Below are 25,420 nucleotides of genomic sequence, written 5' to 3' on the forward strand. Positions count from 1 at the left end.
CCGGCAAGAGTGTTCGATTAATTAAGTAGGTACGGCGCGGGAAACAACCGCGCCGTTTCCTGCTGTCAACAACCTGTTTCATCAGTCTTCGTTCGGAAAGGGGGACGGCTTAACATGACGGCAATACTTAAAACTTCTGAATTAAACATGCGGAGTATTTCGAAATCTTTCGCAGGTGTTCCGGCATTAAAAAATGTGGATTTTAACGTTCGAAGCGGGGAAATTCATGCTTTGCTCGGAGCCAATGGCGCAGGTAAAAGCACATTGATGAAAATTTTGTCTGGCGCCTTTGAGACAGATACAGGCTCTATCGAAGTGGAGAGTGGTTCATACACGTTCAACTCGCCATCTGATTCCAAGAGAGCGGGCATCCATTGTGTATATCAAGAAGTGGATACTTCACTCGTTGCTCACCTAAGCGTTTCTGAGAACATATTCCTCGATAAGCTAGCCGCATCAAAGGGCAAAGCTTGGTTGAAGTGGGGAAGTCTTCACGAGGAAGCTAAGGCAGTGCTAAGTCAAATCGGATTAACAATATCACCGCGAGCTCTCGTCAGAGATTTAACCTTATCGGAGAAGCAGCTCGTGCTCATCGCTCGATTACTTGCCGAGAAAGCTAAATTTGTTATCCTTGATGAGCCAACCGCTCCGCTTAGCATTGAAGAGACGCACAAGCTATTTGGGATTATGAAAGGCTTGAAGAAATCAGGTATTGGGGTTATTTTCATTACTCACCGTCTACCAGAGGTGTTTGACGTATGTGATCGAATTACCGTTATGCGTGATGGTGAACGTGTGCTTACTGAAGAGAAACAGAATATGGATGCAGCGGGTGTTGTACGAGCGATGCTTGGCAGAAGCTTTGAGGAAGAATTTCCGAAGCTAGCAGCGGTCATTGGTGAGCCTGTACTAACAGTGAAAGGTCTTGAGGCAGGACGTCGCGTTCGTGGTGTGGATATGGTTGTTCGACGCGGTGAAATCGTTGCGATCGTAGGCTTGGTTGGAGCAGGCAAGACGGAGCTGTCCCGTGTGCTGTTTGGCGCTGATCCTGCCGACCGAGGGACAGTTGAAGTTGCCGGAAAGCCGGCTAAGCTAAATAGCCCTTCGGACGCTGTACAATCGGGAATTGCGCTGATCCCTGAAGAACGGCGAAAGGAAGGTATTCTCGTTAAGGAATCCGTGCTCCATAATTTGAGTTTACCGATTCTAAAGTCGATTAGTCGTTTAGGGTTTTTATCAGGTAAGTTAGAACGTGAGCTTGCCAACAATCAGATAGCAAACTTAGGTATTAAAACCTCTTCGATTTCTCAACTTACTGCTTTTTTAAGTGGGGGCAATCAACAAAAGGTTGCGATCGGGAAATGGTTGGGAACAGAAGCGGACGTGTTTCTCTTTGATGAGCCTACTAAAGGTGTGGATGTAGGGGCTAAGAGTGATATTTTCAGAATCATTGGCAAGCTTGCCCAAGAAGGCAAAGGAATTGTCTATCTAACTTGCGAGTTAGCCGAAGCACTAGGATTAGCAGATCGCATACTCATCATGTGTGATGGTCGTATTGTAAAATCATTTAACCGCGGAGAAGCATCCCAAGAGGATCTATTGTATTATGCTAGCGCGGGTCGGGAGGAATTCGTGTGAAAAATAAACTTATGCCGTTCACATTCAAATACGGTGCGCTAATATTCATAGGTTTAGTTATTTTGTTTTTCTCGATGAAAAGCGAGTATTTCTTCACTTATAGCAATTTAACGGATATTCTTCGTTCCATATCTATCGTAACCTTCGTTGCTATTGGAGTAACCATATCGCTGACCGTAGACGGCTTTGATCTCTCTGTAGGCGCCACCGTATCTCTATCAACCGTCGTGACGGCTACTCTTATGGTATGGTACGAGATGCCGCTTGCTGTCGTGCTTATCGTTCCCATTGTCGTGGGTGCGCTTGTTGGATTATTAAATGCATTGTTAATTGTCAAAATTCGAATCCCGGACCTGCTAGCGACATTAGCGGTTATGTACATCGTAGGTGGCATTCACAAAACCTATACAAAGGGATATTCGATCTATAGCAATATGCCCTTGCAAGATGGAACGACTGCTCCTGGAGTGATGAACAAGGATTTCTTATGGATTGGTCAAGGTAAGCTGCTAGGCGTACCGTTCCCTGTAATTCTGATGCTGCTTGCAGTTATTGGGGCTCATATTTTCTTTAAATACACACGGTGGGGTCGGCAGATGATTATGACTGGCGGTAACGAGGAGGCTGCTCGTCTGTCCGGGTTAAAGGTCAAACGCGTGCGGACACTTGCTTATGTCGCTTCAGGAGTATTCGCATCCATTGGTGGGATTCTATTCGCTTCACGGATCGGATCAGGCCAAATAGACGCGGGAGCACCGATGCTGATGGAATCCGTCGCAGCCGTGTTCGTAGGCTATTCTGTATTCGCTGCAGGACGTCCAAACATCATTGGTACTTTCTTTGGAGCGGTATTGATGGGCGTATTGGTGAATGGAATGACGATGATGAATGTCCAGTATTATACAACGGACATTATTAAGGGCGGGGTCCTCGTGCTTGCTCTTGCCATCACATTTATTCATCTAAATCGAAGAAAAGCATGATGAAACGCTAAATATTGCCGTCATGCTTGAAAATTCGCACGACTCAAGTGTATAATTTCTGTTGAAACGGACAAACAGATAACATGCCATCGTATCCCCTGGGGAGGTGAATGCTATGAACAAAACCGAATTGATCACTAAAGTGGCTGAATTGGCCGACTTATCCAAGAAGGATGCTACTCAAGCAGTAGATGCTGTATTCGACGTGATTTCCGAAGCTTTGCAAAACGGAGATAAAGTACAACTCGTTGGATTTGGTAACTTTGAGGTGCGTGAGCGCTCTGCACGTAAAGGACGCAATCCGCAAACGGGTGAAGAAATCGAAATTCCGGCCGGGAAAATCCCCGCATTCAAGCCGGGTAAGGCGCTTAAAGACGGCATCAAATAAGTAGTGTTACATAACATTAGACTGCTTTCTCGCATTCGTTATGTGGGAGAGCAGTTTTTGTTTGACTTTACTCTATCTTTTCCTTCATCATGGAAGTTAAGGAAAGGGGTTCAATTCTATGGATATGAATTCAGATCAACAAGAATATATCGTTATTAAAGCAAAAGACAACGGCGTACAGGTTATTGGCTTGACACGTGGACAGGATACAAAGTTTCATCACACGGAAAAGCTAGATAAAGGTGAAGTCCTTATCGTTCAATTTACCGACCATACCTCCGCTATGAAAATTAGAGGCAAAGCCACGATCTTAACGAAACATGGCTCAATCGATACGGATGTGTAGGGACAAAGGAGCGGAGCGTAGGGAAACTACGTGAGCACCGGAAGACCCGGATGAGTTCAAGATTCGATGTCGAATAAGCTTCTTGAGTAGACTTCGAGATCAAAAGCTGACTTTTTGAACAACATCTCAGGAGTGGCAGGCATAGCCTGCCCTTTTTGTTTGTACAATGGGTAAGGAGAGCCTCTCATGAAAGGGGGATTCAAATTGCCCATTACCAAGTTAAAACAATGGAGCTTATTATTGCTATCTGGGGTAGCTGTTGTCTTATTGATGAGCCAACTACCGTCCGTCGACCGTGGATTCCAACAGCGTCATTCCACAGTTCCTGTTTTTCAACCTAATAAAGCAATTGTACTAACGGATAATAATTTGGTGGATTTAATAGCTAATCTTCCCCTTAAAGACCAACTGGCGAAGGTGGGATGGGACCATTCGATCCTAACAGTTGACATTATTGGGGAAGTGCCGGATGCGATGTGGTCAGACTTTGGGCAATTCATTGTGTTTTCCTTCGGAGAAGTAAATAATGTGAAGCAAGTCCTTATTAGAGTTTTTGCGGATAAGGGCGAGAGACGTGAGCTGCTTCTTGCAGCAGAAGCCCGTAAGTACGAATGGACAGACAAAGAGCTGGACGAATTAAAGCGATCTCCTCTTTTGGCTGACTCTAACAATATTTTAAAATTCAAGCTTTCAGTAACTCCGTCCGGTAAGCGTTGGATCGCAAATTTTGCAAATTCATGAACAAAATCCGTAGCTTATGCGAGCTATTCAAGGATATGTTATAATAACTGAAATGAAACCCGTTGTTAAGGTGCCTGGCAGCATGTTCGGAGGCGGAAGCAATGAATAAAGTACGGATAACCCAAATGGCGAATAAGTATTTAAATTACGATATGATTGGCCTCCATACGGAATTACCTGAATTTCCAATTGGCAGGATTTCTTTACTTCACACCGTTTTAAGCTATCAACCACGCGTTGCGTCCCAGAAGGATTTGTTATCGGTCGTTACTTCGCTCGTTCAGATGGGATTAGATACACACGATACGGTTGAAAACTCTCCTAATTCTGCTAAGAATGGGATATTAGGCATGCGTGCCCAACAGTTGAAAGTGCTCGCAGGAGATTATTTCAGCAGCCGCTTTTATTCCTTGTTGGCACAAGCTGGACAAACCGAGGTGGTACTTCAACTCAGCGAAGCCATATGCAAGATTAACGAGACTAAAATGAATGTATACCTCAAAATGAAACAAATGAAGTTGAACGCAGAGGAATACCTTCAATACGGTGCTGAACTTAGAGCGGGACTTTTCCTCTCTTTTACTGGATTCATGAGTGGGCTGTACGAACGTTTATGGCCTGAATTAGTAGAATGCTTCAGTCGCTGTGAGGTACTGTTACAGGAGCTTCGCAAACTAGAAGACATGTCTTCGATGGATCATAGCTGGGGGGTGTGGCACATTCTTCAGGAAGGCACTGAAGAGGATCGCCGCAATCTGATTGAGCGCCGAGAAGACCATAACCTGATTAAAACATTGCTGCATAAGTATGACGTTGCTGATAAATTAGGCGGTTTGCTACGTCAATCTGCAGATCAACTGCAAGTGTTGCTCCAGAAGCTTCAATCGGATAAGTTGTTGCAAGAGCTACAGCCCTTGATTGAACCATTTCTGCAGGCGACAGGATCGCAACGAGCAACTGCTTTGAAGGAGCTGGGATAACAGAGCATGATGGAATCAAATTCGAAAACAAAGGACGTTCACGCGGTGTTCGAAAGCATCGCACCTAAATACGATATGATGAACGACATCATTAGCTTTCGAAGACATAAAGCATGGCGCCGATTTACGATGCGCAAGATGGACGTTCAGCCTGGACAGTCATCCCTAGATATATGCTGCGGAACATGCGATTGGACCATTTCGCTCGCCAAGGCGAGTGTTAAAGGAAAAACAGTCGGACTTGATTTCAGTGGTAATATGCTAGAAGTCGGACAAGCGAAAATTAATAAGGTAGGTCTCCATGACCAAATCACACTCGTTCAAGGTAATGCTATGGATCTCCCATTTGAGGATAACTCCTTTGACATTATTACGATCGGATTTGGTCTGCGAAACATTCCGGATATTATTAAAGCACTTAAAGAAATGAAGAGAGTTGTGAAGCCGGGCGGTAAAATTGTTTGTTTGGAGATGTCCAAGCCTACAAGGCAACCTTTTAAATCAGTTTATTATTTCTACTTTGAGAAGATACTGCCTTTAATGGGGAAGTGGTTCGCTAAGAGTTATGACCAATATAGCTGGCTGCCAGAGTCACTGAAAACTTTTCCGGACATGCAGGCACTTGCCGAGATTTTCCGCGATGTTGGATTGCGCAACGTGAAAGCTTATCCGCTTACAGGTGGAAGTGGGGCGTTGCACATCGGAACGAAAGGGAATGAAGGCGTATGATGTCCAAAGTTCGTATTTTTCTAGAAATGATTAAGTTCGAGCACACCTTATTTGCTCTCCCGTTTGCTTTCGTAGGTGCAATCCTTGGGGCGGTTACAGTAGAGAAGAGATTGCCTGACTGGAGTGAATGTGGCTGGATTCTCCTTGCAATGGTAGGAGCGCGTACAGCTGCAATGGGTTTGAATCGACTTATAGATAGAGCGATAGACGGACGTAATCCTCGAACGGCTATGAGGGCGATCCCCGCGGGGTTGTTGAAATCCAAAGATGTCATTATCTATATCATCATTTCTTTTATTTTATTATTCTGGGCTGCGGCTCAGCTGAATAGCTTGGCGGTCAAATTACTACCTCTTACTGTGTTTTTCCTTGTGATCTATTCCTACACGAAGCGATTTACATGGGCATGCCATCTCGTCCTAGGTTTGACAATTGGACTTGCTCCTCTTGGCGGCTGGGTAGCTGTAACGGGCGGCATGACTTGGACTGCGATTATTCTATATATCACGGTAGCGCTATGGACTGCTGGATTTGACACGATTTATGCTTGCCAAGATGTGGAAATCGATCGCAAAGAAGGCTTGTATTCCATTCCCGCACGTTTCGGAATAGCTCGTGCGCTTGGTATTGCACGGATGCTTCATGCCTTAACTGCTGCAGGTTTTGCATTGTTACTCATCATGACGGATTTGAGTTGGTGGTATTTTGCAGGTACAATCATATCCGCTGCTATTCTTCTATATGAGCACCGTCTTGTTAAGCCGAACGACTTAAGCAAGCTAAACGCGGCGTTCTTTACGATGAATGGAGTGCTGAGCGCAGTCATTTTCGTATTTACTTTTATTGATCTTGTGGTGGTGAGGTCTTGGTAAATGCAGCACTAGAGGTAAGTAAAACCGAAAAGCCTATTCGTTGGGTTGTCGGAATAACAGGCGCAAGTGGCGCTATATATGGAGTAACATTATGCCGGCAATTGCTTCATGCCGGTTTTCATCTGCATTTAGTCATTTCTGATGCAGGATGGCGAGTACTTAAAGAAGAACTAGGTTGGAATGCCTCTCATCGGGAAGACTGTTTAAACAAACAATTCGAATTTGCTGTTGCTGAAGAGCGGATGACTTACCATCCACTTAACGATATTGGAGCAAGTATAGCTAGCGGTTCGTTTCGGTGTGAGGGTATGGTTGTCATCCCTTGCTCGATGGGCTCTTTATCCGCGATTGCTAATGGGGCTTCAACGAATTTACTTACGCGTGCTGCGGATGTCATGCTCAAGGAGGGCAGACCCCTGCTGATTGTTCCAAGAGAAACACCGCTTCATGCGATTCATCTAGAAAACATGCTTAAGCTTGCCCGTCTTGGAGTTCGCATCATTCCAGCAATGCCGGCCTTCTACAACGGTCCGCAAACGATAGAGGACATCGTTTCCTTCATGGTCGGCAAGGTGATGGACAACATGGGCATACAACACAATCTATACAGAAGATGGGGACAACCCAATGATTAATGGACTTAACCGGCCAATCAAGCTTGGACGGATATCGTATACGAACGCATGGCCAATCTTTCATCATTTTGATCCGAGTACTCTTCCCTTTGAAGCTGAGATGATATCAGACATGCCGGCGACCCTCAACCGTAACCTAAAAGCGGGTGAGATCGATATGGCAGCGATTTCTTCTTATGCGTATGGAATATCGTCGGAGTCATACTATTTACTACCTAACCTATCGGTTAGCGCCTTTGGGCGAGTGCAATCGATATTACTCTTTCTGAAATCTCCACTAGAGCAGGTCATTCATGGTAAAATTGCTTTGACCACAACATCTGCAACCTCCGTTAATCTGCTAAAGATCATTATGGAGAAATTTTACGGGGGCAAACCAACTTATGAAGATGCAGAGCCTTCTCTGGACAAAATGTTAGAGAATGCGGACGCCGCACTGCTCATTGGGGACCATGCCATACGTGCTTCTTGGACTGACCATGGGTATCGTGTTCTTGATCTAGGTGAGATTTGGAATGTGTGGACAGGCCATTGGATGACGTTCGCGTTATGGGCGGTTCATAAGGAAACGGCTCACCAATATCCCGAAGCGATTGTAAGTATTTATGAAGAACTGCTTGAGAGCAAGAGAAAGTCCACCCTTGATCTGAACCCGCTTGTTGCTAAGGCGATGAGTCAAATCGGCGGGACTTCCGCTTACTGGAACAATTATTTCAGCCAATTGTGTCATGATTTTGGTCCAGATCAGATGGCTGGCCTAAAGCTTTACTTTCAATACGCTAAGGAGCTTGGGCTGATGGATGGAGAGATTGAGCTGTTGGAATTACCTAGACCACATGTAATAGATAACCTATCGAACCGCAGGTGAACTTATGAAGTTAATGCAGCTCTATGCCGCAATGAAATCGGATTTACAAGCAATCGAGAATGACATGGCTCAAACGGTCACTTCAGAGATGCCTATCTTAAGTGAAACCTCGTTACATTTGCTTAAAGCAGGTGGAAAACGAATTCGTCCAGTATTTGTGTTGCTATCAGGCAAGTTTGGAACCTATTCTCTAGAGACGCTTAAGCGCGTTGCTGTTCCTCTTGAACTCATTCATATGGCTTCTTTAGTGCATGATGACGTCATTGATGATGCTGAAACCCGTCGCGGCCAGCTTACCGTTAAATCGAAATGGGACAACCGAATCGCGATGTACACCGGCGATTACATCTATGCGAAAGCTCTGATGGTTGTTACTAAGCTAGAGAAACCGCGGATTCATCAAATATTGTCTGGCGCTATGGTTCAGATGTGCATAGGGGAAATGGAGCAAATCCGTGACTTCTTTAATGTCGACCAAAGCATTCGTAACTATTTACGCAGAATTAGACGAAAAACAGCTCTACTTATTGCGATTAGCTGCGAGCTCGGAGCTAAGGCGACGGACGCACCAGATCGAGTTAGCCATGCGCTCTATAGGTTTGGTTATAATGTGGGGATGGCGTTTCAGATTACGGATGACTTGCTTGATTTGTGTGGAACGGAGAAAGCGATTGGCAAGCCACCAGGAAGCGATTTGCGTCAAGGTAACATCACATTACCCGTTATTTACGCTCTTCAGGATGAATCGATCAGAGAGCCTTTGCTGAAGGAAATTGCGTTGATTAGGGATAGTGAAGGGATAGCGAATTCTTCTGCAGCAGTTAAGCTTGTGCGATCCAACGAAGGCATTAAGACAGCGGAGAAACTGGCGGATAGATATATTGCCAAAGCGTTAAAAACGCTGGAATTGTTACCCGATATTGCTGCAAAGCGGAATTTAGCCGATATTGCGCGATTTGTGGCGAAGCGAAGTTATTAAGCGATCTCTTTTATGGTAAAATAGTGAAGGTTAAATAATGTCGTTAATAGTAGGAGGAGAGTAGTTCATGGAAAGAACCTACTTAATGGTTAAGCCTGATGGAGTGCAGCGGGGATTGATTGGTGAAATCGTCAGCCGCTTTGAACGCAAAGGGTTAAAGCTAATCGGAGCCAAGCTCATGAACGTCTCTAAGGAACGCGCAGAGAAGCATTATGAGGAGCATGAAGGCAAAGATTTCTATGAGAAATTACTACAATTTATTACTGCAGGACCTGTGTTTGCAATGGTATGGGAAGGTGATCAAGCGGTAGGCTTGTCACGGGCTCTTATTGGTAAAACGAATGCTCTTGAAGCCGCACCGGGAACAATACGTAGCGACTTTGCAATACATACGAACTTTAATTTGATTCACGGCTCAGATTCACACGATAATGCAGAACGTGAAATCGCTATTTTCTTCTCCGAAGAGGAACTGATTTCTTATGATAAAGTGATACAGGTGTGGATCTAATAAAGATCTGATGAAGTGTTGTCACTATGCGGTTGCAGGGGAGAGCAGAACGTTCATGGGAGACATACGTTCCAATTTGAATGCTAGCTTGAATGTTTCCGATGACGAGGATTTTGCGCGGTTTATCGTCAATATCAAGCGCTTGACATCCATTGATTTGTCGCAGTACAAAGAAAATCAAATGAGACGTCGGTTGACCACCTTACGGATGAAATACGGTTACTCTACGTTTCATGATTATTTTACGGCTCTGTCCGGTGAGGCGAGATTACGGAATGAATTCCTGGACAGGATGACCATCAATGTTTCTGAATTTTGGCGAAACCCGAACCGCTGGCAAGTTCTCAAGGATCAACTCCTGCCACCGATGATCAAGGACTCGCCTCGGCTTCATATTTGGAGCGCAGCATGTTCTACGGGTGAAGAACCTTATACACTTGCGATGATATTGGACTCGCTTGATATCCTAGACAAGGCGACATTAATCGCAACAGATATTGATGATGGCGTGCTCGCGAAGGCGAAGGAAGGCGTTTACTTGGAGCGTTCCTTACGTGACGTACCGGCAACGTACAAGAACAAATATTTTGTTCCTTCTGAGGGTGCCTTCAAAGTAGCTGACCGTTTGAAAAAGGTTGTTAAGTTTCAGAAGCAAAACTTGCTGCTGGATACGTTCGGTGAGAAGTACGATTTGATCGTATGCCGCAACGTCATGATCTATTTCACCGAGGAAGCGAAGCATATTTTATATGGCAAATTCGCTCGTGCTCTTAAGCCTGGCGGGCTGCTGTTCGTTGGAAGTACAGAACAGATCTTTTCTCCGGGCCAATACGGCTTAGAGACTGCTGACACTTTTTTTTACCGGCGGACCAATTAAGCGTATGTTAAATAGACTCCCAACCGATAATATAGCTATTCAGTCTATTCGGAGGGAACTATGGACAAACGTAAAGTCATAGCCGCATACCGGCGAGGGTTGATCTCGGTCCAGGAGTGTGCGCAAATCTTAGGCTTAGACAATGTTGAATTGCTCGGATACATGAGGGAGTCGAGAACGACTCGGCCGATTGCGAATAAGAAACAGTCCGTCCGTTGATGACGGGCTGTTTTCTTGTCAAACGCTTTAACGCTGTACTATAATGGTCAAAGAGATTCGCGGCATAGGGAGGAACATAAATTGAGTTTACGTTATTTAACAGCGGGGGAAACACATGGACCGCAGCTTACAGCCATTATTGAGGGATTACCGAGTAACCTAGAGCTTGACTTTGAAGCTTTGAATTTTCAATTGCAACGTCGCCAGAAGGGTCATGGTCGTGGTCGTCGGATGCAAATCGAGACGGATACAGCTCAAATCGTTGGTGGCGTAAGACACGGACGTACGACAGGTGCTCCAGTTGCAATCGTAGTTGAAAATAAGGATTGGAAGCATTGGACTTCTGTTATGAATGTTGAACCCGTTGAAGGCAGTGACGAGGCGAAACGTCGTGTATTTCGTCCACGCCCAGGCCATGCCGATCTTAATGGTGGTTTGAAATATAATCTTAAGGATTTGCGTAATGTTCTAGAGCGCTCGAGTGCTCGTGAGACTGCTGCTCGTGTTGCAGTGGGTGCGATTGCTAAACAATTGCTCAGTCATTTCGGAGTAAAGGTTGCAGGACACGTTGTATCGATTGGGGAAGTTGTGGCTGCTACGCCTAATCTACCGATCGACGAGCTGATTGCCGTAACCGAAGAATCTCCTGTTCGTGTTACGGACAAAGAAGCTGAGCAAAAAATGATAGAGTTGATCGACCGTATGAAAGCGGAAGGAGATACGATCGGCGGTGTTGTTGAATGTATTGTAACCGGATTACCAGTAGGACTAGGAAGTCATGTCCAATGGGATCGTAAGCTGGACGGACGTATCGCTCAGGCGGTCGTTTCCATCAACGCATTTAAGGGTGTTGAGGTCGGTATCGGTTTCGAAGCTGCTCGTATTCCTGGCTCTAAAGTTCATGACGAGATTTTACATACTGCTGAGAAAGGATTCCATCGGGCATCTAATCGTGCAGGTGGCTTCGAAGGCGGAATGACAACTGGCGAGCCAATCGTTGTTCGTGGAGTGATGAAGCCGATTCCTACGCTATACAAGCCTTTAGCAAGCGTGGATATCGATACGAAGGAGCCGTTCACGGCTCAGGTAGAACGTTCCGATGCTTGTGCCGTACCGGCAGCAAGCGTCGTTATGGAGCATGTTGTAACTTGGGCAGTGGCTACTGCTTTCCTGGAGAAGTTCGGCGGGGATTCAATTGAGGAAATTCAAGCGAACTTGGACAGCTACTTGAGCCAAGTAGAGGCGTACTAATGTCGGGCGGGACGAGAGAGCTTACTGTTGATCTCGGGGAACGTTCCTATCCGATCTATATCGGCACAGGATTGATCGCACAGACCGGGGAGAAGTTCGCGGAGCGCGGTTTTCCTGTGAAGTCGCCGATCTTGCTCGTGACGGATAGTTCTGTAGTGGACTTATACGCAGAGAAGGTAGAAGAGTCGCTTGCCAAAGCTGGATATTCCGTCACTACGGCTGTTGTACCTTCCGGCGAAGGCTCGAAATCGTTAGAGATGTTAGACGAGTTGATTGGCGCAGCGTTACAGGCAGGATTAGATCGCAAGTCAACTGTTATCGCTTTGGGCGGTGGGGTTGTCGGTGATTTGGCAGGCTTCGTTGCTGCTTCCTTCATGCGAGGCGTTCGATTCGTACAGATTCCGACTACGATATTGGCTCATGATAGCAGTGTCGGAGGTAAAGTAGCGGTTAACCATCGTCTGGCAAAAAATATTATCGGTGCTTTCCATCAGCCAGAATTCGTTCTATACGATCTTGATACTTTATCAAGCCTACCTATGCGAGAAGTGCGTGCAGGGTTATCGGAAGTCATCAAGCACGGACTCATCTGGAATGAAGAATTCGTAGCTTGGTGTGACTTGAACGTGGAACCATTGCTAGGGTTACAGCCTGATGCTCTCGGTTATGCGTTATACGAAGGCTGCAAAGTGAAGTCAATCGTCGTTTCTCGTGACGAACGGGAGAACGATTTGCGTGCGATCCTTAATCTCGGTCATACAATTGGTCATGCCCTTGAAGCCGTAGCAGGCTACGGCGAACTATTGCATGGTGAAGCAATTGCTATTGGAATGGTTGGATCGGCGAGACTTGCTGCGAAATTCGGTTACTCTCCGGAAATTGCCGAGGAGACGGAACGGATTTTCCGCAAGTTTGGCTTGCCAGTGCGAATCCCGAATATCTGTGCAACGGAAGAAATAATGAGCGCTATGCTGCACGATAAGAAATTTTCCGAGGGGAAAATGGTGTTCGTTGTTCCCACAGCTATCGGGAGCGTAGAAGTTCGCAATGATGTGCCTTCCTCGTGGGTTAAAGAAATCGTGGATGGATTAAGAGAGGGGAATTAACGATCATGAGCGTTAGGGGAATCCGCGGAGCGATTACGGTTGAGCTGAATGAAGAAGCTCCAATTCTGGATGCGACAATCGAATTGTTAAAAGGAATTATCGAGGTCAATCATTTTGCACCCGAAGATATTGCTAGTGTGTTTGTTACTGTAACTCAAGACCTTGATGCTACCTTCCCAGCTCGTGCAATAAGACAGATGGAAGGCTGGGAGCTAGTGCCGCTGATGTGCTCCCTCGAAGTGCCTGTCAAAGGAAGCCTAGAGAAATGTATCCGACTGATGGTACAGGTCAACACAGACCTTCCGCAGAAGGACATTCGCCATGTGTACCTCAACCGTGCTCAAGTGCTTCGCCCAGATTTAGCTGGGAAGTAATTTGAGGTTGGATGTTATTAATTAAATTGTACTCATCTTCAATTACGCGTGAAGCACACGCCGTTTCTCTCTTCGGAGAGGACGGCGTTTTTTATTATCATGAATATGTGCTGGATGAAGAAGTGAGTAAGTATCTTTGGTAGAACGCTAAGAACATACGTAGAGCTAAGCCGCTGGAGGCGGTCTAATTGTGTAGAAACCAAGGAACGGCGCACGCTAAGCCGCCTAAGGCGGGGGAATATGGAATATTCTGAGTTGACGATCGATACCGAGCAGTGATATATTTAGAAGCATATTACACATTACGGAACGGTCGGCCACAGGGACGACAACTTACGTGGATGTGAGCAGAGATGAGATTAGATGAGCGGAGTCGCCGTGTCATTGGCATTGTTTTATTATGTGCGCAATGATGGCAGAACTTAACTTATCAAATTATGCGCATCTCTGCGAAGCAGGGGTGCTTTTTTAATGGATTTATATAGCACAAAGCAAAAAAGAACAATCGTCCAGAGGTCGGATTCGGTCTTTAACAAGGGAGAGATTAATGATGGATCAGCAGGAGCTTCAAGGAATTAAAGTAATGGCAGAGCAATATAACGTAATTCCAGTCGTTCGCAGATTGCTTGCGGATACGGAAACGCCAATTCGAGTGTTCCAACATTTAAGCCGAGATAAGCGCGCTTTTTTACTGGAGAGTGTAGAAGGTGGCGTGAAATGGGCTCGGTATTCTTTTATCGGAACAGATCCATTCCTCGTTCTTAAGCTGAAGAAGAATCATCTCACCTTGGAGCAGAACGGCCAGATTGAGTCGCTAGAGACGACCGAACCGTTGGCATATTTAAGAGAGAAGCTTCGCTCCTACCGAAGTCCGGCTCTACCTGAGCTTCCTCCTTTTACAGGCGGTGCCATTGGATTTTTTGGATACGATCTGCTGCAATATTATGAGAGAAAGATTCCACCACATAAGAAAGATGACTTAAACATGGATGATATGCAATTCATGTTCTGCGATCGCATTATTGTATTCGATCACTTCAAGCAGCAGGTGTTGGTCATTGGTAACGTGCATATTCAAGAAGGAGCTACCGAGGCTCAAATCAAGGTTGCATACAAAGACACGCTTAATGCGATCGATGATACGATTCGCAGAATCCAGCAGCCTCTACCCGTACAACCGTCTAGAGGAACACCTCCGAATGATCCGGAGCTTGGTGAAGTTTCATCGAACCTGACTAAGCAACAATTTCTGGATAATGTACATCAAGCGAAGGAATACATTCGTGCGGGCGATATTTTTCAAGTCGTGCTATCCCAACGATTCCATATCGAGACTGAAGTCGATCCGCTACATGTCTATCGCGTACTAAGAACGATGAATCCGTCACCTTACATGTATGTTCTTAAGCTGGATGATGAGGTTGTCGTGGGGACGTCTCCGGAGCTATTGGTCAAAGTCGACAACGGTAAAGTGGAAACTCGTCCAATCGCAGGTACAAGACCTCGCGGTAAAACACCAGAGGAAGACTTGCAGTATGAAAAGGATCTACTTGCCGATGAGAAAGAACGTGCAGAGCATGTAATGCTTGTAGATCTGGGTCGTAATGACCTTGGTCGAGTGTCGACATTCGGCTCCGTCAAATGTGATAGCTACATGGAAATAGAACGTTACTCTCATGTGATGCACATCGTCTCGAACGTAACGGGTCAGCTTCGCCCCGACAAGGATTTCTACGATGCATTCTTGTCCTGCTTGCCAGCGGGTACAGTATCTGGAGCTCCGAAAATACGAGCAATGGAGCTGATCGCTGATCTAGAAAATGAAGCAAGAGGTGCCTACGCCGGAGCGATTGGTTATCTCGGATTTTCAGGGAATCTCAATACTTGTATTACGATTCGGACAATTATTTTCAAGCATGGCAAAGCTTACGTACAAGCTGGAGCAGGAATCGTATGGGATTCTGTTCCGGAAAATGAATATGAGGAAACGGTTAACAAAGCGAAGGGGATGCTCAAGGCGATCCGTGCTGCAGAAGCAGCTTTCCCTCCGGCTGGATCTAAGACTCAGCGCAGTAATGCTGATTTTCCTGTCGTTGTCGCTGGAGATCGCCGTACGAATCTGGATTATGATTAAGGAAAGGGGAACTTGGAGCTATGAGTGACAATCTGAAGTTAACGATGCCACAGGTATTAGCCAAGCTGACAAGTGGCCAAGATCTAACACATGAAGAGGCATTCGGCACGATGACAACGATTATGACAGGAGAAGCAACGCCTGCTCAAATAAGCGGAATAGTCATTGCCCTTCGTATGAAAGGCGAGACTGTGAGTGAAATTACGGGCTTTGCCGAAGCGATGAGAGCTTTCTCCAATCATGTCACGACAGAAAATCATGATCTTCTCGATACGTGCGGAACAGGCGGCTCCGGCATTCATAAGTTTAATATCTCTACAGCTTCAGCCATTATTGCCGCTGCAGCTGGTGTAAGAGTAGCCAAGCATGGCAATCGAGCAATGTCTGGTAAAGCGGGAAGCGCTGACGTTCTAGAAGCGCTTGGCGTTAATATTAATCTCTCTGCAGAGCAAGCGGCAATATGTTTAGAACGGACTGGCATATGCTTTATGTTCGCTCAGCTCTATCATCCTGCACTCAAGCATGCTGCGGTTCCACGGCGAGAGCTAGGTGTCCGCACGATATTCAACATGCTAGGACCGTTAGCTAACCCAGCTAATGCGGATCGCCAGTTGATCGGATTATACGATCGTACACGGACAGCGACGGTAGCGGAAGTGTTGTCTAGGCTTGGCTTAAAGAAAGCAATGGTCGTGGGGAGCCACGATGGCCTAGATGAAATCAGTATTTCAGCGCCGACCCAAGTATCCGAGCTGAGAGAGGGTGAGGTTATTACTTACGACATCACACCTGAATTACTCGGCTTGTCGACCATTCCACTTGGGGAAGTTCAAGGTGGAGATGCAACTGAGAATGCCGCAATCATACGTAGAGTGCTCAGTGGAGAGAAGAGCCCCTATCGCGATGTTGTGCTCGCGAATGCAGGTGCATGTATCTATGTCGCTGGTCGTGCTGAAACGTTAGTGGATGGTGTGAAAGTTGCCGCAGCTACGATCGACGCTGGTCTTGCGGATAATAAATTGCAGCAATGGATTGCTACGACAGGAGAAGTGAGCTATGTTTCTTGATCGCATCGTCGCCACCAAGCGCGAAGAGGTAACGGCGCTAAGACAAAACTTATTGATTAATCAAGCAGAGAAGACAATTTCCGATATGGAGCCTTGTCGCGGCTTCGAACAAGCGTTAATCGGACGTAATCGTCCTGTAGGCCTTATCGCTGAAGTGAAGAAAGCAAGTCCGTCGAAAGGACTTATTCGTCCAGATTTTCATCCGGTTAATTTAGCTCTAGATTACGAGAACGCAGGAACGGACTGTATCTCCGTACTGACGGATACCGATTATTTTCAAGGCAGCAATGAGTACTTAAAGCAAATCCGCGAGCAAGTCAAAGTTCCTTTGCTACGCAAAGATTTTACCATTGACGAACGTCAAATCTATGAAGCTCGGCTCATTGGTGCGGACGCCATTCTTCTGATTGCGGCTATTCTCACGAAAAGCCAGCTGTCATCGTTCTATACGTTAGCCCGTGATTTGGGGTTAGACGTCCTAGTCGAAGTTCATAACCGTCCAGAGTTGGATATAGTACTAGATATCGGCAAGGCATCGCTTATTGGTGTGAACAACCGAGATCTCAAAACGTTCGTTACCGACTTGAAAGTAACGGAAGAGCTGATCGGAATGATGCCTAAGGGAATTGTAGCGGTGAGTGAAAGTGCAATTTCTTCCACGGAAGATGTTGCGTTCGTTCGTAATGCTGGCGCTCAAGCTGTACTCATTGGTGAGCATTTCATGCGTCAATCCAATGTGCAGGTGGCTGTGAATGAGCTTCTCAGTCCAGTTACGAAAGAAGGAGTCGCGGGATGACGAATGTTCTGCCGTTGAAGTCAATGGTGAAAATTTGCGGTATTATGGATGCAGGGACCTTGCGTGGGATGAAAGGACTTCCTACTGAGTATATTGGCTTCGTTTTTGCCAAGAGCCGTAGGCAGCTTTCTCCACTTCAAGCAGCTGAACTCCACAACATCTCACAACAAATTCCAATGGCAAATGGAAAGCCTCCGCTAACTGTTGGTGTGTTCGTCAATCCGTCCATAGAACAGCTTGAAGAGACCTTGTCCATCGTGCCGCTTGATGTGATACAGCTACATGGAGAAGAGACGCCAGAATTTTGTCGAGAGGTTCGTGAGCGTTTCAAGGTTGACGTGTGGCGTGCGCTACCTGTTGCAGAGGGAATCGATCAAACGCATTCCGTACAAGGCGTAGAACGACTCACAGCATACAAGGACGCGGTTTCTACGATCCTTCTGGATACGGCAGGCGGCGGAACGGGGAAAGCTTTTCGCTGGGAGGTCATTCCGGCTTATCAAGAGGCTGCAAATCGTAATGGCCTAGTCTTGTTCATAGCAGGTGGTCTTACTCCTAATAACGCAGACGAATTAATTACAAACTATCATCCAGATGGTGTCGATATTTCCAGCGGTGTGGAAACAGACGGGGTGAAGGATAACGATAAAATCACCGCATTCGTAGAAAGGGTGAAAAGCTCATGAGTCAAGTACCAGATCAGCACGGACGCTTTGGTCCTTTTGGTGGGAAATATGTTCCAGAAACGTTAATGAACGCTTTAATCGAGCTAGAGGAAGCTTACCAGAAATATAAGGACGATCCTGATTTCCTAGAGGAAGTCCGGTATTTGCTCAAGCAATATTCAGGTCGTCCAACGCCATTGTATTATGCAGAAAGACTTTCGCAGCATCTAGGTGGAGCTAAAATCTATCTGAAGCGCGAGGATCTTAACCATACCGGGGCACACAAAATTAACAATACAATCGGACAAGCCGTCCTTGCCAAACGCATGGGTAAGAAGAAGGTTATTGCCGAAACTGGAGCGGGCCAACACGGTGTTGCTACTGCGACGGTTGCTGCTCTGATGGGGCTTGAATGTAAAGTTTTTATGGGAGAAGAGGATACGAAGCGCCAGCAATTGAACGTTTTCCGTATGAAGCTGCTCGGCTCTGAGGTTATTCCTGTTATGTCAGGAACCCGTACGCTGAAGGATGCTTGTAACGAAACACTACGCTATTGGGTCAGTCACGTTGACGATACGTATTACATTCTCGGCTCTGTAACGGGTCCTCATCCTTATCCGATGATGGTTCGCGATTTCCAACGCATTATCGGACTGGAATCTCGTGAGCAAATTTTAGAAGCCGAAGGTCGCCTACCGGATCTCGTAGTAGCAGCCGTTGGTGGAGGAAGTAACGCGATCGGTATTTTCCATCCATTTATCGAGGATACCGGTGTCCGTCTTCTTGGTGTGGAAGCGGCTGGTCGGGGCGTTGATACCGAAGAGCATGCTGCAACGATGACGAAAGGTCGTCCAGGAGTATTCCAAGGCTCGATGAGCTACGTCCTACAGGATGAAGGCGGACAAGTATTGCCTGCCCACTCCATCTCCGCTGGACTTGACTACCCGGGTATTGGACCAGAGCATGCCTACTTAAAAGACACCAATCGTGCGGAATATGTTCCGATTACAGATAAGGAAGCATTAGATGCGCTGAACATTCTTTCTCGTATGGAAGGGATCATTCCTGCCCTTGAATCGGCACATGCGATCGCTCAAGTACTGAAGGTTGCTCCGACAATGAGCAAAGATGAGATTATTGTAGTGAGTCTTTCCGGACGTGGGGATAAAGACGTTGAATCCATTATGTCTTATCTTGCAGTAGAGGAGGGACAGCAATCATGAGTACGATAACAACACCCAACGCTATCGATACTGTTTTCGCCGGTCTGAAAGCTAGAGGGGAAACGGCACTCATGCCTTTCATGACGATGGGCGATCCAGATTTGGAAACATCGGTTGCTCTAGTACAGGCTGCAGAGGCAGCGGGAGCGCATATGATCGAGCTCGGTATTCCTTATTCAGATCCACTTGCGGACGGTCCAGTTATACAACGGGCTTCTGAGCGAGCGCTTAAGAATCGGATTAGCCTGACGGATTGCATGGCTGTTGCTTCGAAAGCGAGAGAGCGCGGCGTTAAGATGCCATTCATCTTGTTTAGTTATTTTAATCCAGCGCTTCAGCTTGGGTTGGAGAGATTCTTCGAACTGCTGAAGGAACATGGCTTTAGTGGAATTATTATTCCTGATTTGCCGCTAGAGGAAGATTCCGAGATGCGTGCACTAGCTGAAGTGAATGGCATTCATTTGATTCCTCTTGTAGCGCCGACCTCCGAAGCAAGAGTAGAACGCATTGCTTCACAAGCCAAAGGCTTCGTATATTGCGTATCCTCGTTAGGGGTTACGGGTGTTCGCTCCACGTTCCACGAAGGAATCGATTCGTTCTTGAGCACGGTTCGTAGAGCAGCTTCCGTACCGATCTGTGTCGGGTTTGGTATCTCATCTCGTGAGCATGCAGAGCGTTTTGCTGGCCAGTGTGATGGTGTTATCGTGGGAAGTGCCATCGTTCGTCAAGTGGAGGACGTGATTCCGCAGCTGACGTCGGGTAATGAAGATGAGCGTAAGCAAGGTCTTCAAGTTGTTCAGGACTTTATCGCAGGCTTGAAGCCTCGTAAACAAGTGTGATAAAGTCTTGAATAGGTTCGAGAATTAATTATTTTATGATAGGTTCAAAAAGTCTTCTGTACAGTGCCGCATTGGTGTGTCACAATATAATATACATTTCCATACGGAGCGCCCGAAGCTCCGCCTCAGGCGGAGTTCATATCGCTCCGTTTGTCGTATCTCAGGAGGGAAACTCATGCAACCGAAACCGAATATTGTTCATTTACCTGTCTATCAACCTGGTAAACCCGTCGATGACGTGAAGCGGGAGCTTGGATTGACTGAAGTGCTTAAACTGGCATCCAATGAAAATCCGTTTGGTAGCTCTCCGAAAGTCAAAGAAGCCATTGCTCGCGAACTAGAGAATATTAGCATTTATCCGGATGGAGCTGCTATTGAGTTAACAAATGCGCTCGCCAAGTATCATGGCGTCAATGCAGATCAGATCATTTTCGGAGCAGGCTCCGATGAAGTCATCCTCATGACCGCTCGCGCATTCCTCGTACCTGGGGATGAGACGATCATGGCGGATCAGACGTTCCCTATATACAAGCATAATGCACAAGTTGAGAACGCAGTGATCGTTGAGGTTCCACTAAAGGAAGGGACTCATGATCTTCCTGCAATGCTTGAGCGTGTAACGGACAAGACCAAAATTATTTGGGTTTGCAATCCGAACAATCCAACCGGAACGATTAATACAGCGGTTGAAGTTGAAGCATTCCTATTTAAGGTGCCAAGCAATGTACTCGTCGTATTGGACGAAGCTTATTGTGAATATGTTGATGATCCTTCTTTCCCAGACGGCATACAGCTGTTAAATAAATACCCGAATGTAATCTTGCTACGTACATTCTCCAAAATATATGGATTGGCATCTATGCGGATTGGCTACGGAATAGGTCGCGCAGATGTCATTCGTAGCATTAATCAGGTTAGAGAGCCTTTCAATACGTCCAGATTCGGCCAAGCTGCTGCTGTAGCTGCCTTACAGGATGAAGAATTCGTCGCTTTTTGCCGCGAAGAGAACAAGAAAGGTTTAGCTTACTTCAATCGTTCTTTCGTGGAGCTGGGCTTACAGGCTTTTCCCGCATACGGAAACTTTATTATGGTGGACGTTCAGAGACCGGGCCAAGAAGTATTCGAAGCTTTGCTTCGTAAAGGAATTATTATAAGAGCAGGTCATAAGCTGTACCCGAACTATATTCGGATTACAGTCGGAAACCAAGAACAGAACGAGAAAGTTATCGCTGCACTGACGACCGTGCTGCAAGAAATCGCGGTAAAGGTGTGAAGGCATGAGCGGAGAGTTTAGCGACTTTACTGAAATAAGTGAATCAAACCCAATTAAAATCGCGATCTTCGGAGTAGGTCTCATCGGAGGCTCGTTGGCGCTTTGCTTTAAAGGGAAGCCTGGTGTTGAAGTCGTTGGTCATTCCATTAATCCAGCGTCAACAGAGAAATACGTTGCACGTGGTGTGGTGGATTGGGCGACAACCTCGATCCCTGAAGCAGCGAAGGATGCGGATTTCCTGTTTCTATGCGTCCCTGTCGGACGTTTGGAGGAGTATGTGGATGAGTTGTCCAAGCTTCCGCTTAAACCGGGCTGTATCATTACCGATGTAGGGAGCACGAAAGCTTCAGTAGTCCATCATGCGGAGAAGCTTGCTTTGCATGGTGCTGTATTTATCGGTGGACATCCTATGGCCGGATCTGAGCGCTCTGGGGTAGAGGCTGCAAGTCTCTATTTGTTGGAAAATGCTTTTTACGTGTTAACACCTGTAGAGGGTACTCCGGCTCATTACGTGAGTAGACTTGAGCAGTTGTTAGTGTGGACGAGAGCACATATTGTTAAGACTGACGCCATCCAGCATGATGATATTGTAGGTGCAATTAGTCATTTGCCGCATATTATCGCTGTTGCATTGGTCAATCAAATTGCGGGTTACAATGAAACGAACGAGCTGTACCGTAGATTGGCAGCAGGTGGATTTCGCGATATTACGCGAATCGCGTCTAGCGACCCTTTAATTTGGCGAGATATTCTGATCAACAACCGTGAAGTAATCCTGAAGCTTATCCAAGATTGGCAAGCTGAGATGGGACGTTTCACGGAATTGTTAGAGCAGGAAGACGGGGATGGAGTGGTGGAGCAGTTCCGCCGCGCTGGCCAGTTCCGTAGTCAGCTTCCGGAACGCCGCAAAGGGATGATCACATCGCTATACGAATGTTACGTAGACGTACCGGATCATCCAGGCATTATCGGTAAAATTGCGACTGAGCTTGGTCAAGCTAAAATAAACTTGAGCAATCTGCAAATTATCGAGAGCAGAGAAGACGTGCCGGGCATTCTACGGTTGTCTTTCAAGCAGTCCGATGATTTAGATAAGGCAACGGTCTTGTTGAAGGCTTTGCAGTATGAGGTTCATATGTAAGAGTTGGAGAGGAAGGGATTAGCATCGAAGATGCTGATTCCTTTTTCTTTTTTCAGAATGATTAAGCCAGCAGGAATAACAAGGAGAGTATTCTCAAACCGTTAACTTTTTCTCGATTGAACAGAGTAAGCCCGCGAGGCGGACTTATCCAGCGCGAAGTAACCCAAATGCTCGAAGTAAGTCCGCGAGGCGGGCTTATTCAGCACGAAGTAACCCAAATGCTCGAAGTAAGTCCGCGAGGCGGACTTATCCAGCACGAAGTAACTCAAATGCTCGAAGTAAGTTCGCGAGGCGGACTTATCCAGCACGAAGTAACCCAAATGCTCGAAGTAAGTCCGCGAGTCGGACTTACTTGGAAGTTATTGGCTGCAAGTAACGACCCAGATAAGCTAACTAACCGAAATAACGTCCCAAGATCCGATATTTAACGAAAACTTCACCCCAAATTTCACCAAAGACGTTAACGCACCCAAAAGACACAACCAAGACCCACTAAACCGTCCGAATCGCCGCTACAGCGCAGGTTTACCACTCGAATAATGCTTCAAAAAATAAAAATATAAAAAAATGTAAGCGCTTATTGACAAAATGAAAACGTATACATATAATATGAATATAGTATGGTTTCTCTCCACTCCTATCCAATCCTAGCACTATGTGCAACCACCCTGCGGGGTGGATTTTTTTTGTCTAAATCGACATTTACATTAATAAGGTATAAATAGGGTGGATTTCACTCTAAAATTTGAGAAATTTTTAAGCTAAAATTAACGCAACCTGTGTTACAATAGCATATAGAATTTGTAAAATACTGGCTTACAAAAATTCAGTGCGCTGCTTAGCGCAACTTTTTCGTTTCTGGTCGGTACAATAAGTAAGACTACCGGCTGCGAACGTTTCACCCTGACATGGGGGAGGGTCGCGGACATGATGACCGATTCCCAATTAATACGGGAAATTAAAGACGGTAATGTAGAACTTTATTCAACACTTATGGGACGTTATCAGAAGAAAATCTTATCTTTCGTATATCACATGCTTAAGAGTGCCAAGCTGGAAATGCTAGCTGAAGATCTTAGTTCTGAAACCTTTTACAAGGCATATCGAAGTTTACATTCCTTCCGGGAAGTAGACGCGTCCTTTTCTACTTGGCTATATACAATTGCACGTAATACGGTTCTTAGTGAATTGCGCAAGCAGAAAGTAGCGCATATTTCGCTCGACGACTCCACATACATACCAGCCGCCCCTGCAGAAGAGGCACCCGAGCAGCGTTTGCTGCGCAACGAGAAGGTTTCAATGGTGAGAGAAGCCATTAATAGCTTGCCTGAGAAGCAGCGTTCAGCGCTTATTTTGCGAGAATATGATGGAATGGACTACCAAGAAATCGCCAACATCTTGGGTCAGACGGTCAGTTCCGTCAAATCGTTGCTATTCCGGGCCAGGGCCAGTGTGAAGACACAATTGGAATCGTACTTTACAGAACCGGCCATGATGAAGGAGTACGAGGAGATGAAGCTGCGATGAAGTGCGAAGAGGCCGGGGAATGGTTTGGTATCTATCAGGACTTACCTGAGGATTCCGATGATAGACTCGCCGTTGATGTGCATGTTCAGCAATGTAAGGAATGTGCAGAAGAGTTTAGTATGTGGGAAGAAAGCGCATTGCTCATTCACGAATTTCCAATGGATGACGTACAGGAAGACCAGCCCGTGACATCCCAATGGGTTAATCAGAATGTAATGAATCGTATATACGCTGAACAAAATTGGTTTATGCCGACAGTACGACGCACTTATGCTTTCACCTTCTCCTTCAAGAAGAAGGTTGCTGGTGTTTTAGCCGCGTTATTTGCGCTATTTGTTTGCGGATTTCTCTATGCTGCATTTGGTCAAAATAGTGGCTCAAGTGGGAGTGTAAGTAAATCAGCGAATGCATTTGCGGTTAGTCACCAATTCGGAGACAGTATTCATCTCGATGTTCCCGTTGCCAGCTTAAGCGACCCCATCATGCTTAATGTATCCCCTGCTATGCCAGAATATTGGGTTGCCCTCTCTATTGTTGGTATGATCATGACGCTGCTCATTATGAATTGGTTTTCTCGTGTTCGATCATGACAATAGCTACACGTATGGGGTGGGTTCGACATGGGATCACGGATTGGAATCAACAGGGCAAAATCCAGGGTGTGACAGACATTCCATTAAACACTGAAGGATTGAAACAAGCTCGACTACTTGCTGACAGGCTAGTGGTGGAGAACAATGTTTGGAACGGAATTTATTGCAGTGACCTAGAACGGGCTGTACAAACAAGTGAAATACTAGCAGAACGATTAGGAATCCCGCTAATCAAAGATTCTCGATTAAGGGAACGGTCCTTTGGATCTGCGGAAGGAACAACAGAAGGTGAGCGAATAGCTCGTTGGGGAGCAGATTGGCGCCGTTTAGTTCCGGATCAGGAAAGTGATGATACGATTAGGACCCGTGGGCATCATTTCGTTAATGAGTTCACATTGAAGCATCAAGGAGAAGCATGGCTTGTCGTTACTCATGGCAGCTTCCTTGCTAGACTGCTCCAATCCCTTTGTACGGAGCTTGATGATTCACACTTACGCAATGTGTCATTAACAGTGCTTGAGCAGCTACAGGGTAGCTGGAAGCCTTTACTACACAATTGTACGATGCACCTTACAGACGCTTCTATAAATAAGTCATAAATGTAAGTGGTGTTGCGGGAAGATATCAACCCTTGCAACACCACTTTTCTATTTTAAATCTTTGTA

29 protein-coding genes are annotated in these 25,420 nt (G+C 46.1%); all 29 read left to right on the top strand.

The features are described 5' to 3' along the window. The first annotated feature begins 114 nt into the window (after positions 1-114). Positions 115-1,638: a sugar ABC transporter ATP-binding protein gene (locus M1K58_RS03550; RefSeq protein ID WP_256757283.1), complete on the top strand. Its 1,524-nt coding sequence runs from the start codon at positions 115-117 to the stop codon at positions 1,636-1,638. Between the two features lie 11 nt (positions 1,639-1,649). Beyond that, a complete protein-coding gene (locus M1K58_RS03555) occupies positions 1,650-2,621 on the top strand; it encodes an ABC transporter permease (RefSeq protein ID WP_306220229.1) in 972 nt (323 codons plus the stop codon). Positions 2,622-2,736: 115 nt separating this feature from the next. Further along, positions 2,737-3,009, top strand: a complete 273-nt coding sequence (locus M1K58_RS03560) for an HU family DNA-binding protein (RefSeq protein WP_256757285.1) — start codon at positions 2,737-2,739, stop codon at positions 3,007-3,009. A gap of 124 nt (positions 3,010-3,133) precedes the next feature. Beyond that, a complete protein-coding gene (gene mtrB / locus M1K58_RS03565) occupies positions 3,134-3,355 on the top strand; it encodes a trp RNA-binding attenuation protein MtrB (RefSeq protein WP_256758223.1) in 222 nt (73 codons plus the stop codon). Positions 3,356-3,541: 186 nt separating this feature from the next. Next, entirely contained in the window at positions 3,542-4,096 is a 555-nt protein-coding gene (locus M1K58_RS03570; protein WP_256757286.1) for a hypothetical protein, read from the top strand. Positions 4,097-4,197: 101 nt separating this feature from the next. Beyond that, positions 4,198-5,076, top strand: coding sequence for a heptaprenyl diphosphate synthase component 1 (locus M1K58_RS03575; protein WP_256757287.1), 879 nt, complete (start codon positions 4,198-4,200; stop codon positions 5,074-5,076). A gap of 6 nt (positions 5,077-5,082) precedes the next feature. After that, a complete protein-coding gene (locus M1K58_RS03580) occupies positions 5,083-5,805 on the top strand; it encodes a demethylmenaquinone methyltransferase (protein WP_256757288.1) in 723 nt (240 codons plus the stop codon). Next, positions 5,802-6,677 carry a UbiA-like polyprenyltransferase gene (locus M1K58_RS03585; RefSeq protein WP_256757289.1) on the top strand — a complete coding sequence of 292 codons (876 nt, stop codon included), beginning with the start codon at positions 5,802-5,804 and terminating at the stop codon, positions 6,675-6,677. Before M1K58_RS03580 ends, M1K58_RS03585 begins: the two co-directional genes overlap by 4 nt. Continuing rightward, positions 6,671-7,312, top strand: coding sequence for a UbiX family flavin prenyltransferase (locus tag M1K58_RS03590; RefSeq protein WP_256757290.1), 642 nt, complete (start codon positions 6,671-6,673; stop codon positions 7,310-7,312). The genes M1K58_RS03585 and M1K58_RS03590 overlap by 7 nt, the downstream gene beginning before the upstream one ends. Next, positions 7,305-8,180 carry a menaquinone biosynthetic enzyme MqnA/MqnD family protein gene (locus M1K58_RS03595; RefSeq protein ID WP_256757291.1) on the top strand — a complete coding sequence of 292 codons (876 nt, stop codon included), beginning with the start codon at positions 7,305-7,307 and terminating at the stop codon, positions 8,178-8,180. The genes M1K58_RS03590 and M1K58_RS03595 overlap by 8 nt, the downstream gene beginning before the upstream one ends. Before the next feature lie 4 nt (positions 8,181-8,184). Beyond that, entirely contained in the window at positions 8,185-9,159 is a 975-nt protein-coding gene (locus M1K58_RS03600) for a polyprenyl synthetase family protein (RefSeq protein ID WP_256757292.1), read from the top strand. A 67-nt stretch (positions 9,160-9,226) separates the two neighbouring features. Further along, positions 9,227-9,670, top strand: a complete 444-nt coding sequence (gene ndk, locus M1K58_RS03605; RefSeq protein WP_256757293.1) for a nucleoside-diphosphate kinase — start codon at positions 9,227-9,229, stop codon at positions 9,668-9,670. Between the two features lie 55 nt (positions 9,671-9,725). Continuing rightward, positions 9,726-10,547, top strand: a complete 822-nt coding sequence (locus tag M1K58_RS03610) for a CheR family methyltransferase (protein WP_256757294.1) — start codon at positions 9,726-9,728, stop codon at positions 10,545-10,547. Positions 10,548-10,607: 60 nt separating this feature from the next. Further along, complete coding sequence (locus M1K58_RS03615; protein WP_256757295.1) at positions 10,608-10,766, top strand: hypothetical protein; 159 nt, start codon at positions 10,608-10,610, stop codon at positions 10,764-10,766. Positions 10,767-10,847: 81 nt separating this feature from the next. Then, positions 10,848-12,017: a chorismate synthase gene (gene aroC, locus M1K58_RS03620; RefSeq protein ID WP_256757296.1), complete on the top strand. Its 1,170-nt coding sequence runs from the start codon at positions 10,848-10,850 to the stop codon at positions 12,015-12,017. After that, the gene (gene aroB / locus M1K58_RS03625) at positions 12,017-13,123 is read left to right on the top strand and encodes a 3-dehydroquinate synthase (RefSeq protein WP_256757297.1); all 1,107 of its coding nucleotides are present in this window, start codon (positions 12,017-12,019) and stop codon (positions 13,121-13,123) included. The genes aroC and aroB overlap by 1 nt, the downstream gene beginning before the upstream one ends. Before the next feature lie 5 nt (positions 13,124-13,128). After that, on the top strand, positions 13,129-13,497 hold the full coding sequence (gene aroH, locus M1K58_RS03630; RefSeq protein WP_256757298.1) for a chorismate mutase: 369 nt from the start codon (positions 13,129-13,131) through the stop codon (positions 13,495-13,497). Between the two features lie 550 nt (positions 13,498-14,047). After that, positions 14,048-15,631 (top strand): anthranilate synthase component I, encoded by a 1,584-nt coding sequence (trpE, locus tag M1K58_RS03635; RefSeq protein ID WP_256758224.1) that lies wholly within the window; start codon positions 14,048-14,050, stop codon positions 15,629-15,631. A gap of 20 nt (positions 15,632-15,651) precedes the next feature. Further along, positions 15,652-16,698 carry an anthranilate phosphoribosyltransferase gene (gene trpD, locus M1K58_RS03640; RefSeq protein WP_256757299.1) on the top strand — a complete coding sequence of 349 codons (1,047 nt, stop codon included), beginning with the start codon at positions 15,652-15,654 and terminating at the stop codon, positions 16,696-16,698. Beyond that, complete coding sequence (trpC, locus tag M1K58_RS03645) at positions 16,688-17,494, top strand: indole-3-glycerol phosphate synthase TrpC (RefSeq protein ID WP_256757301.1); 807 nt, start codon at positions 16,688-16,690, stop codon at positions 17,492-17,494. Before trpD ends, trpC begins: the two co-directional genes overlap by 11 nt. Next, a complete protein-coding gene (locus tag M1K58_RS03650) occupies positions 17,491-18,180 on the top strand; it encodes a phosphoribosylanthranilate isomerase (RefSeq protein WP_256757302.1) in 690 nt (229 codons plus the stop codon). The genes trpC and M1K58_RS03650 overlap by 4 nt, the downstream gene beginning before the upstream one ends. After that, on the top strand, positions 18,177-19,382 hold the full coding sequence (trpB, locus tag M1K58_RS03655) for a tryptophan synthase subunit beta (protein WP_256757303.1): 1,206 nt from the start codon (positions 18,177-18,179) through the stop codon (positions 19,380-19,382). The genes M1K58_RS03650 and trpB overlap by 4 nt, the downstream gene beginning before the upstream one ends. After that, on the top strand, positions 19,379-20,221 hold the full coding sequence (gene trpA, locus M1K58_RS03660) for a tryptophan synthase subunit alpha (RefSeq protein WP_256757304.1): 843 nt from the start codon (positions 19,379-19,381) through the stop codon (positions 20,219-20,221). Before trpB ends, trpA begins: the two co-directional genes overlap by 4 nt. Positions 20,222-20,396: 175 nt before the next feature. Continuing rightward, a complete protein-coding gene (gene hisC, locus M1K58_RS03665) occupies positions 20,397-21,494 on the top strand; it encodes a histidinol-phosphate transaminase (RefSeq protein ID WP_256757305.1) in 1,098 nt (365 codons plus the stop codon). Between the two features lie 4 nt (positions 21,495-21,498). Beyond that, the gene (locus tag M1K58_RS03670; RefSeq protein WP_256757307.1) at positions 21,499-22,635 is read left to right on the top strand and encodes a prephenate dehydrogenase; all 1,137 of its coding nucleotides are present in this window, start codon (positions 21,499-21,501) and stop codon (positions 22,633-22,635) included. A gap of 167 nt (positions 22,636-22,802) precedes the next feature. Further along, the gene (locus M1K58_RS03675; protein ID WP_256757309.1) at positions 22,803-23,063 is read left to right on the top strand and encodes a hypothetical protein; all 261 of its coding nucleotides are present in this window, start codon (positions 22,803-22,805) and stop codon (positions 23,061-23,063) included. Positions 23,064-23,565: 502 nt separating this feature from the next. After that, positions 23,566-24,162, top strand: coding sequence for an RNA polymerase sigma factor (locus M1K58_RS03680; protein ID WP_256758225.1), 597 nt, complete (start codon positions 23,566-23,568; stop codon positions 24,160-24,162). Then, positions 24,159-24,752: an anti-sigma factor gene (locus M1K58_RS03685; RefSeq protein ID WP_256757311.1), complete on the top strand. Its 594-nt coding sequence runs from the start codon at positions 24,159-24,161 to the stop codon at positions 24,750-24,752. The genes M1K58_RS03680 and M1K58_RS03685 overlap by 4 nt, the downstream gene beginning before the upstream one ends. Further along, positions 24,749-25,354 carry a histidine phosphatase family protein gene (locus M1K58_RS03690; protein ID WP_256757312.1) on the top strand — a complete coding sequence of 202 codons (606 nt, stop codon included), beginning with the start codon at positions 24,749-24,751 and terminating at the stop codon, positions 25,352-25,354. Before M1K58_RS03685 ends, M1K58_RS03690 begins: the two co-directional genes overlap by 4 nt. The last annotated feature ends 66 nt before the right edge of the window (positions 25,355-25,420 follow it).

The sequence above is a fragment of the Cohnella sp. WQ 127256 genome (assembly GCF_024519285.1).
Taxonomy (GTDB): Bacteria; Bacillota; Bacilli; order Paenibacillales; family Paenibacillaceae; genus Cohnella.

Bases quoted from the DNA above. Each gene is read 5' to 3' on its own strand.
- M1K58_RS03550 (WP_256757283.1), top strand. From the start codon at position 115: ATGACGGCAATACTTAAAACTTCTGAATTAAACATGCGGAGTATTTCG.
- M1K58_RS03555 (WP_306220229.1), top strand. From the start codon at position 1,650: ATGCCGTTCACATTCAAATACGGTGCGCTAATATTCATAGGTTTAGTT.
- M1K58_RS03560 (WP_256757285.1), top strand. From the start codon at position 2,737: ATGAACAAAACCGAATTGATCACTAAAGTGGCTGAATTGGCCGACTTA.
- mtrB (WP_256758223.1), top strand. From the start codon at position 3,134: ATGAATTCAGATCAACAAGAATATATCGTTATTAAAGCAAAAGACAAC.
- M1K58_RS03570 (WP_256757286.1), top strand. From the start codon at position 3,542: ATGAAAGGGGGATTCAAATTGCCCATTACCAAGTTAAAACAATGGAGC.
- M1K58_RS03575 (WP_256757287.1), top strand. From the start codon at position 4,198: ATGAATAAAGTACGGATAACCCAAATGGCGAATAAGTATTTAAATTAC.
- M1K58_RS03580 (WP_256757288.1), top strand. From the start codon at position 5,083: ATGATGGAATCAAATTCGAAAACAAAGGACGTTCACGCGGTGTTCGAA.
- M1K58_RS03585 (WP_256757289.1), top strand. From the start codon at position 5,802: ATGATGTCCAAAGTTCGTATTTTTCTAGAAATGATTAAGTTCGAGCAC.
- M1K58_RS03595 (WP_256757291.1), top strand. From the start codon at position 7,305: ATGATTAATGGACTTAACCGGCCAATCAAGCTTGGACGGATATCGTAT.
- M1K58_RS03600 (WP_256757292.1), top strand. From the start codon at position 8,185: ATGAAGTTAATGCAGCTCTATGCCGCAATGAAATCGGATTTACAAGCA.
- ndk (WP_256757293.1), top strand. From the start codon at position 9,227: ATGGAAAGAACCTACTTAATGGTTAAGCCTGATGGAGTGCAGCGGGGA.
- M1K58_RS03610 (WP_256757294.1), top strand. From the start codon at position 9,726: ATGGGAGACATACGTTCCAATTTGAATGCTAGCTTGAATGTTTCCGAT.
- M1K58_RS03615 (WP_256757295.1), top strand. From the start codon at position 10,608: ATGGACAAACGTAAAGTCATAGCCGCATACCGGCGAGGGTTGATCTCG.
- aroB (WP_256757297.1), top strand. From the start codon at position 12,017: ATGTCGGGCGGGACGAGAGAGCTTACTGTTGATCTCGGGGAACGTTCC.
- aroH (WP_256757298.1), top strand. From the start codon at position 13,129: ATGAGCGTTAGGGGAATCCGCGGAGCGATTACGGTTGAGCTGAATGAA.
- trpE (WP_256758224.1), top strand. From the start codon at position 14,048: ATGGATCAGCAGGAGCTTCAAGGAATTAAAGTAATGGCAGAGCAATAT.
- trpD (WP_256757299.1), top strand. From the start codon at position 15,652: ATGAGTGACAATCTGAAGTTAACGATGCCACAGGTATTAGCCAAGCTG.
- trpC (WP_256757301.1), top strand. From the start codon at position 16,688: ATGTTTCTTGATCGCATCGTCGCCACCAAGCGCGAAGAGGTAACGGCG.
- M1K58_RS03650 (WP_256757302.1), top strand. From the start codon at position 17,491: ATGACGAATGTTCTGCCGTTGAAGTCAATGGTGAAAATTTGCGGTATT.
- trpB (WP_256757303.1), top strand. From the start codon at position 18,177: ATGAGTCAAGTACCAGATCAGCACGGACGCTTTGGTCCTTTTGGTGGG.
- trpA (WP_256757304.1), top strand. From the start codon at position 19,379: ATGAGTACGATAACAACACCCAACGCTATCGATACTGTTTTCGCCGGT.
- hisC (WP_256757305.1), top strand. From the start codon at position 20,397: ATGCAACCGAAACCGAATATTGTTCATTTACCTGTCTATCAACCTGGT.
- M1K58_RS03670 (WP_256757307.1), top strand. From the start codon at position 21,499: ATGAGCGGAGAGTTTAGCGACTTTACTGAAATAAGTGAATCAAACCCA.
- M1K58_RS03675 (WP_256757309.1), top strand. From the start codon at position 22,803: ATGCTCGAAGTAAGTCCGCGAGGCGGGCTTATTCAGCACGAAGTAACC.
- M1K58_RS03680 (WP_256758225.1), top strand. From the start codon at position 23,566: ATGACCGATTCCCAATTAATACGGGAAATTAAAGACGGTAATGTAGAA.
- M1K58_RS03685 (WP_256757311.1), top strand. From the start codon at position 24,159: ATGAAGTGCGAAGAGGCCGGGGAATGGTTTGGTATCTATCAGGACTTA.
- M1K58_RS03690 (WP_256757312.1), top strand. From the start codon at position 24,749: ATGACAATAGCTACACGTATGGGGTGGGTTCGACATGGGATCACGGAT.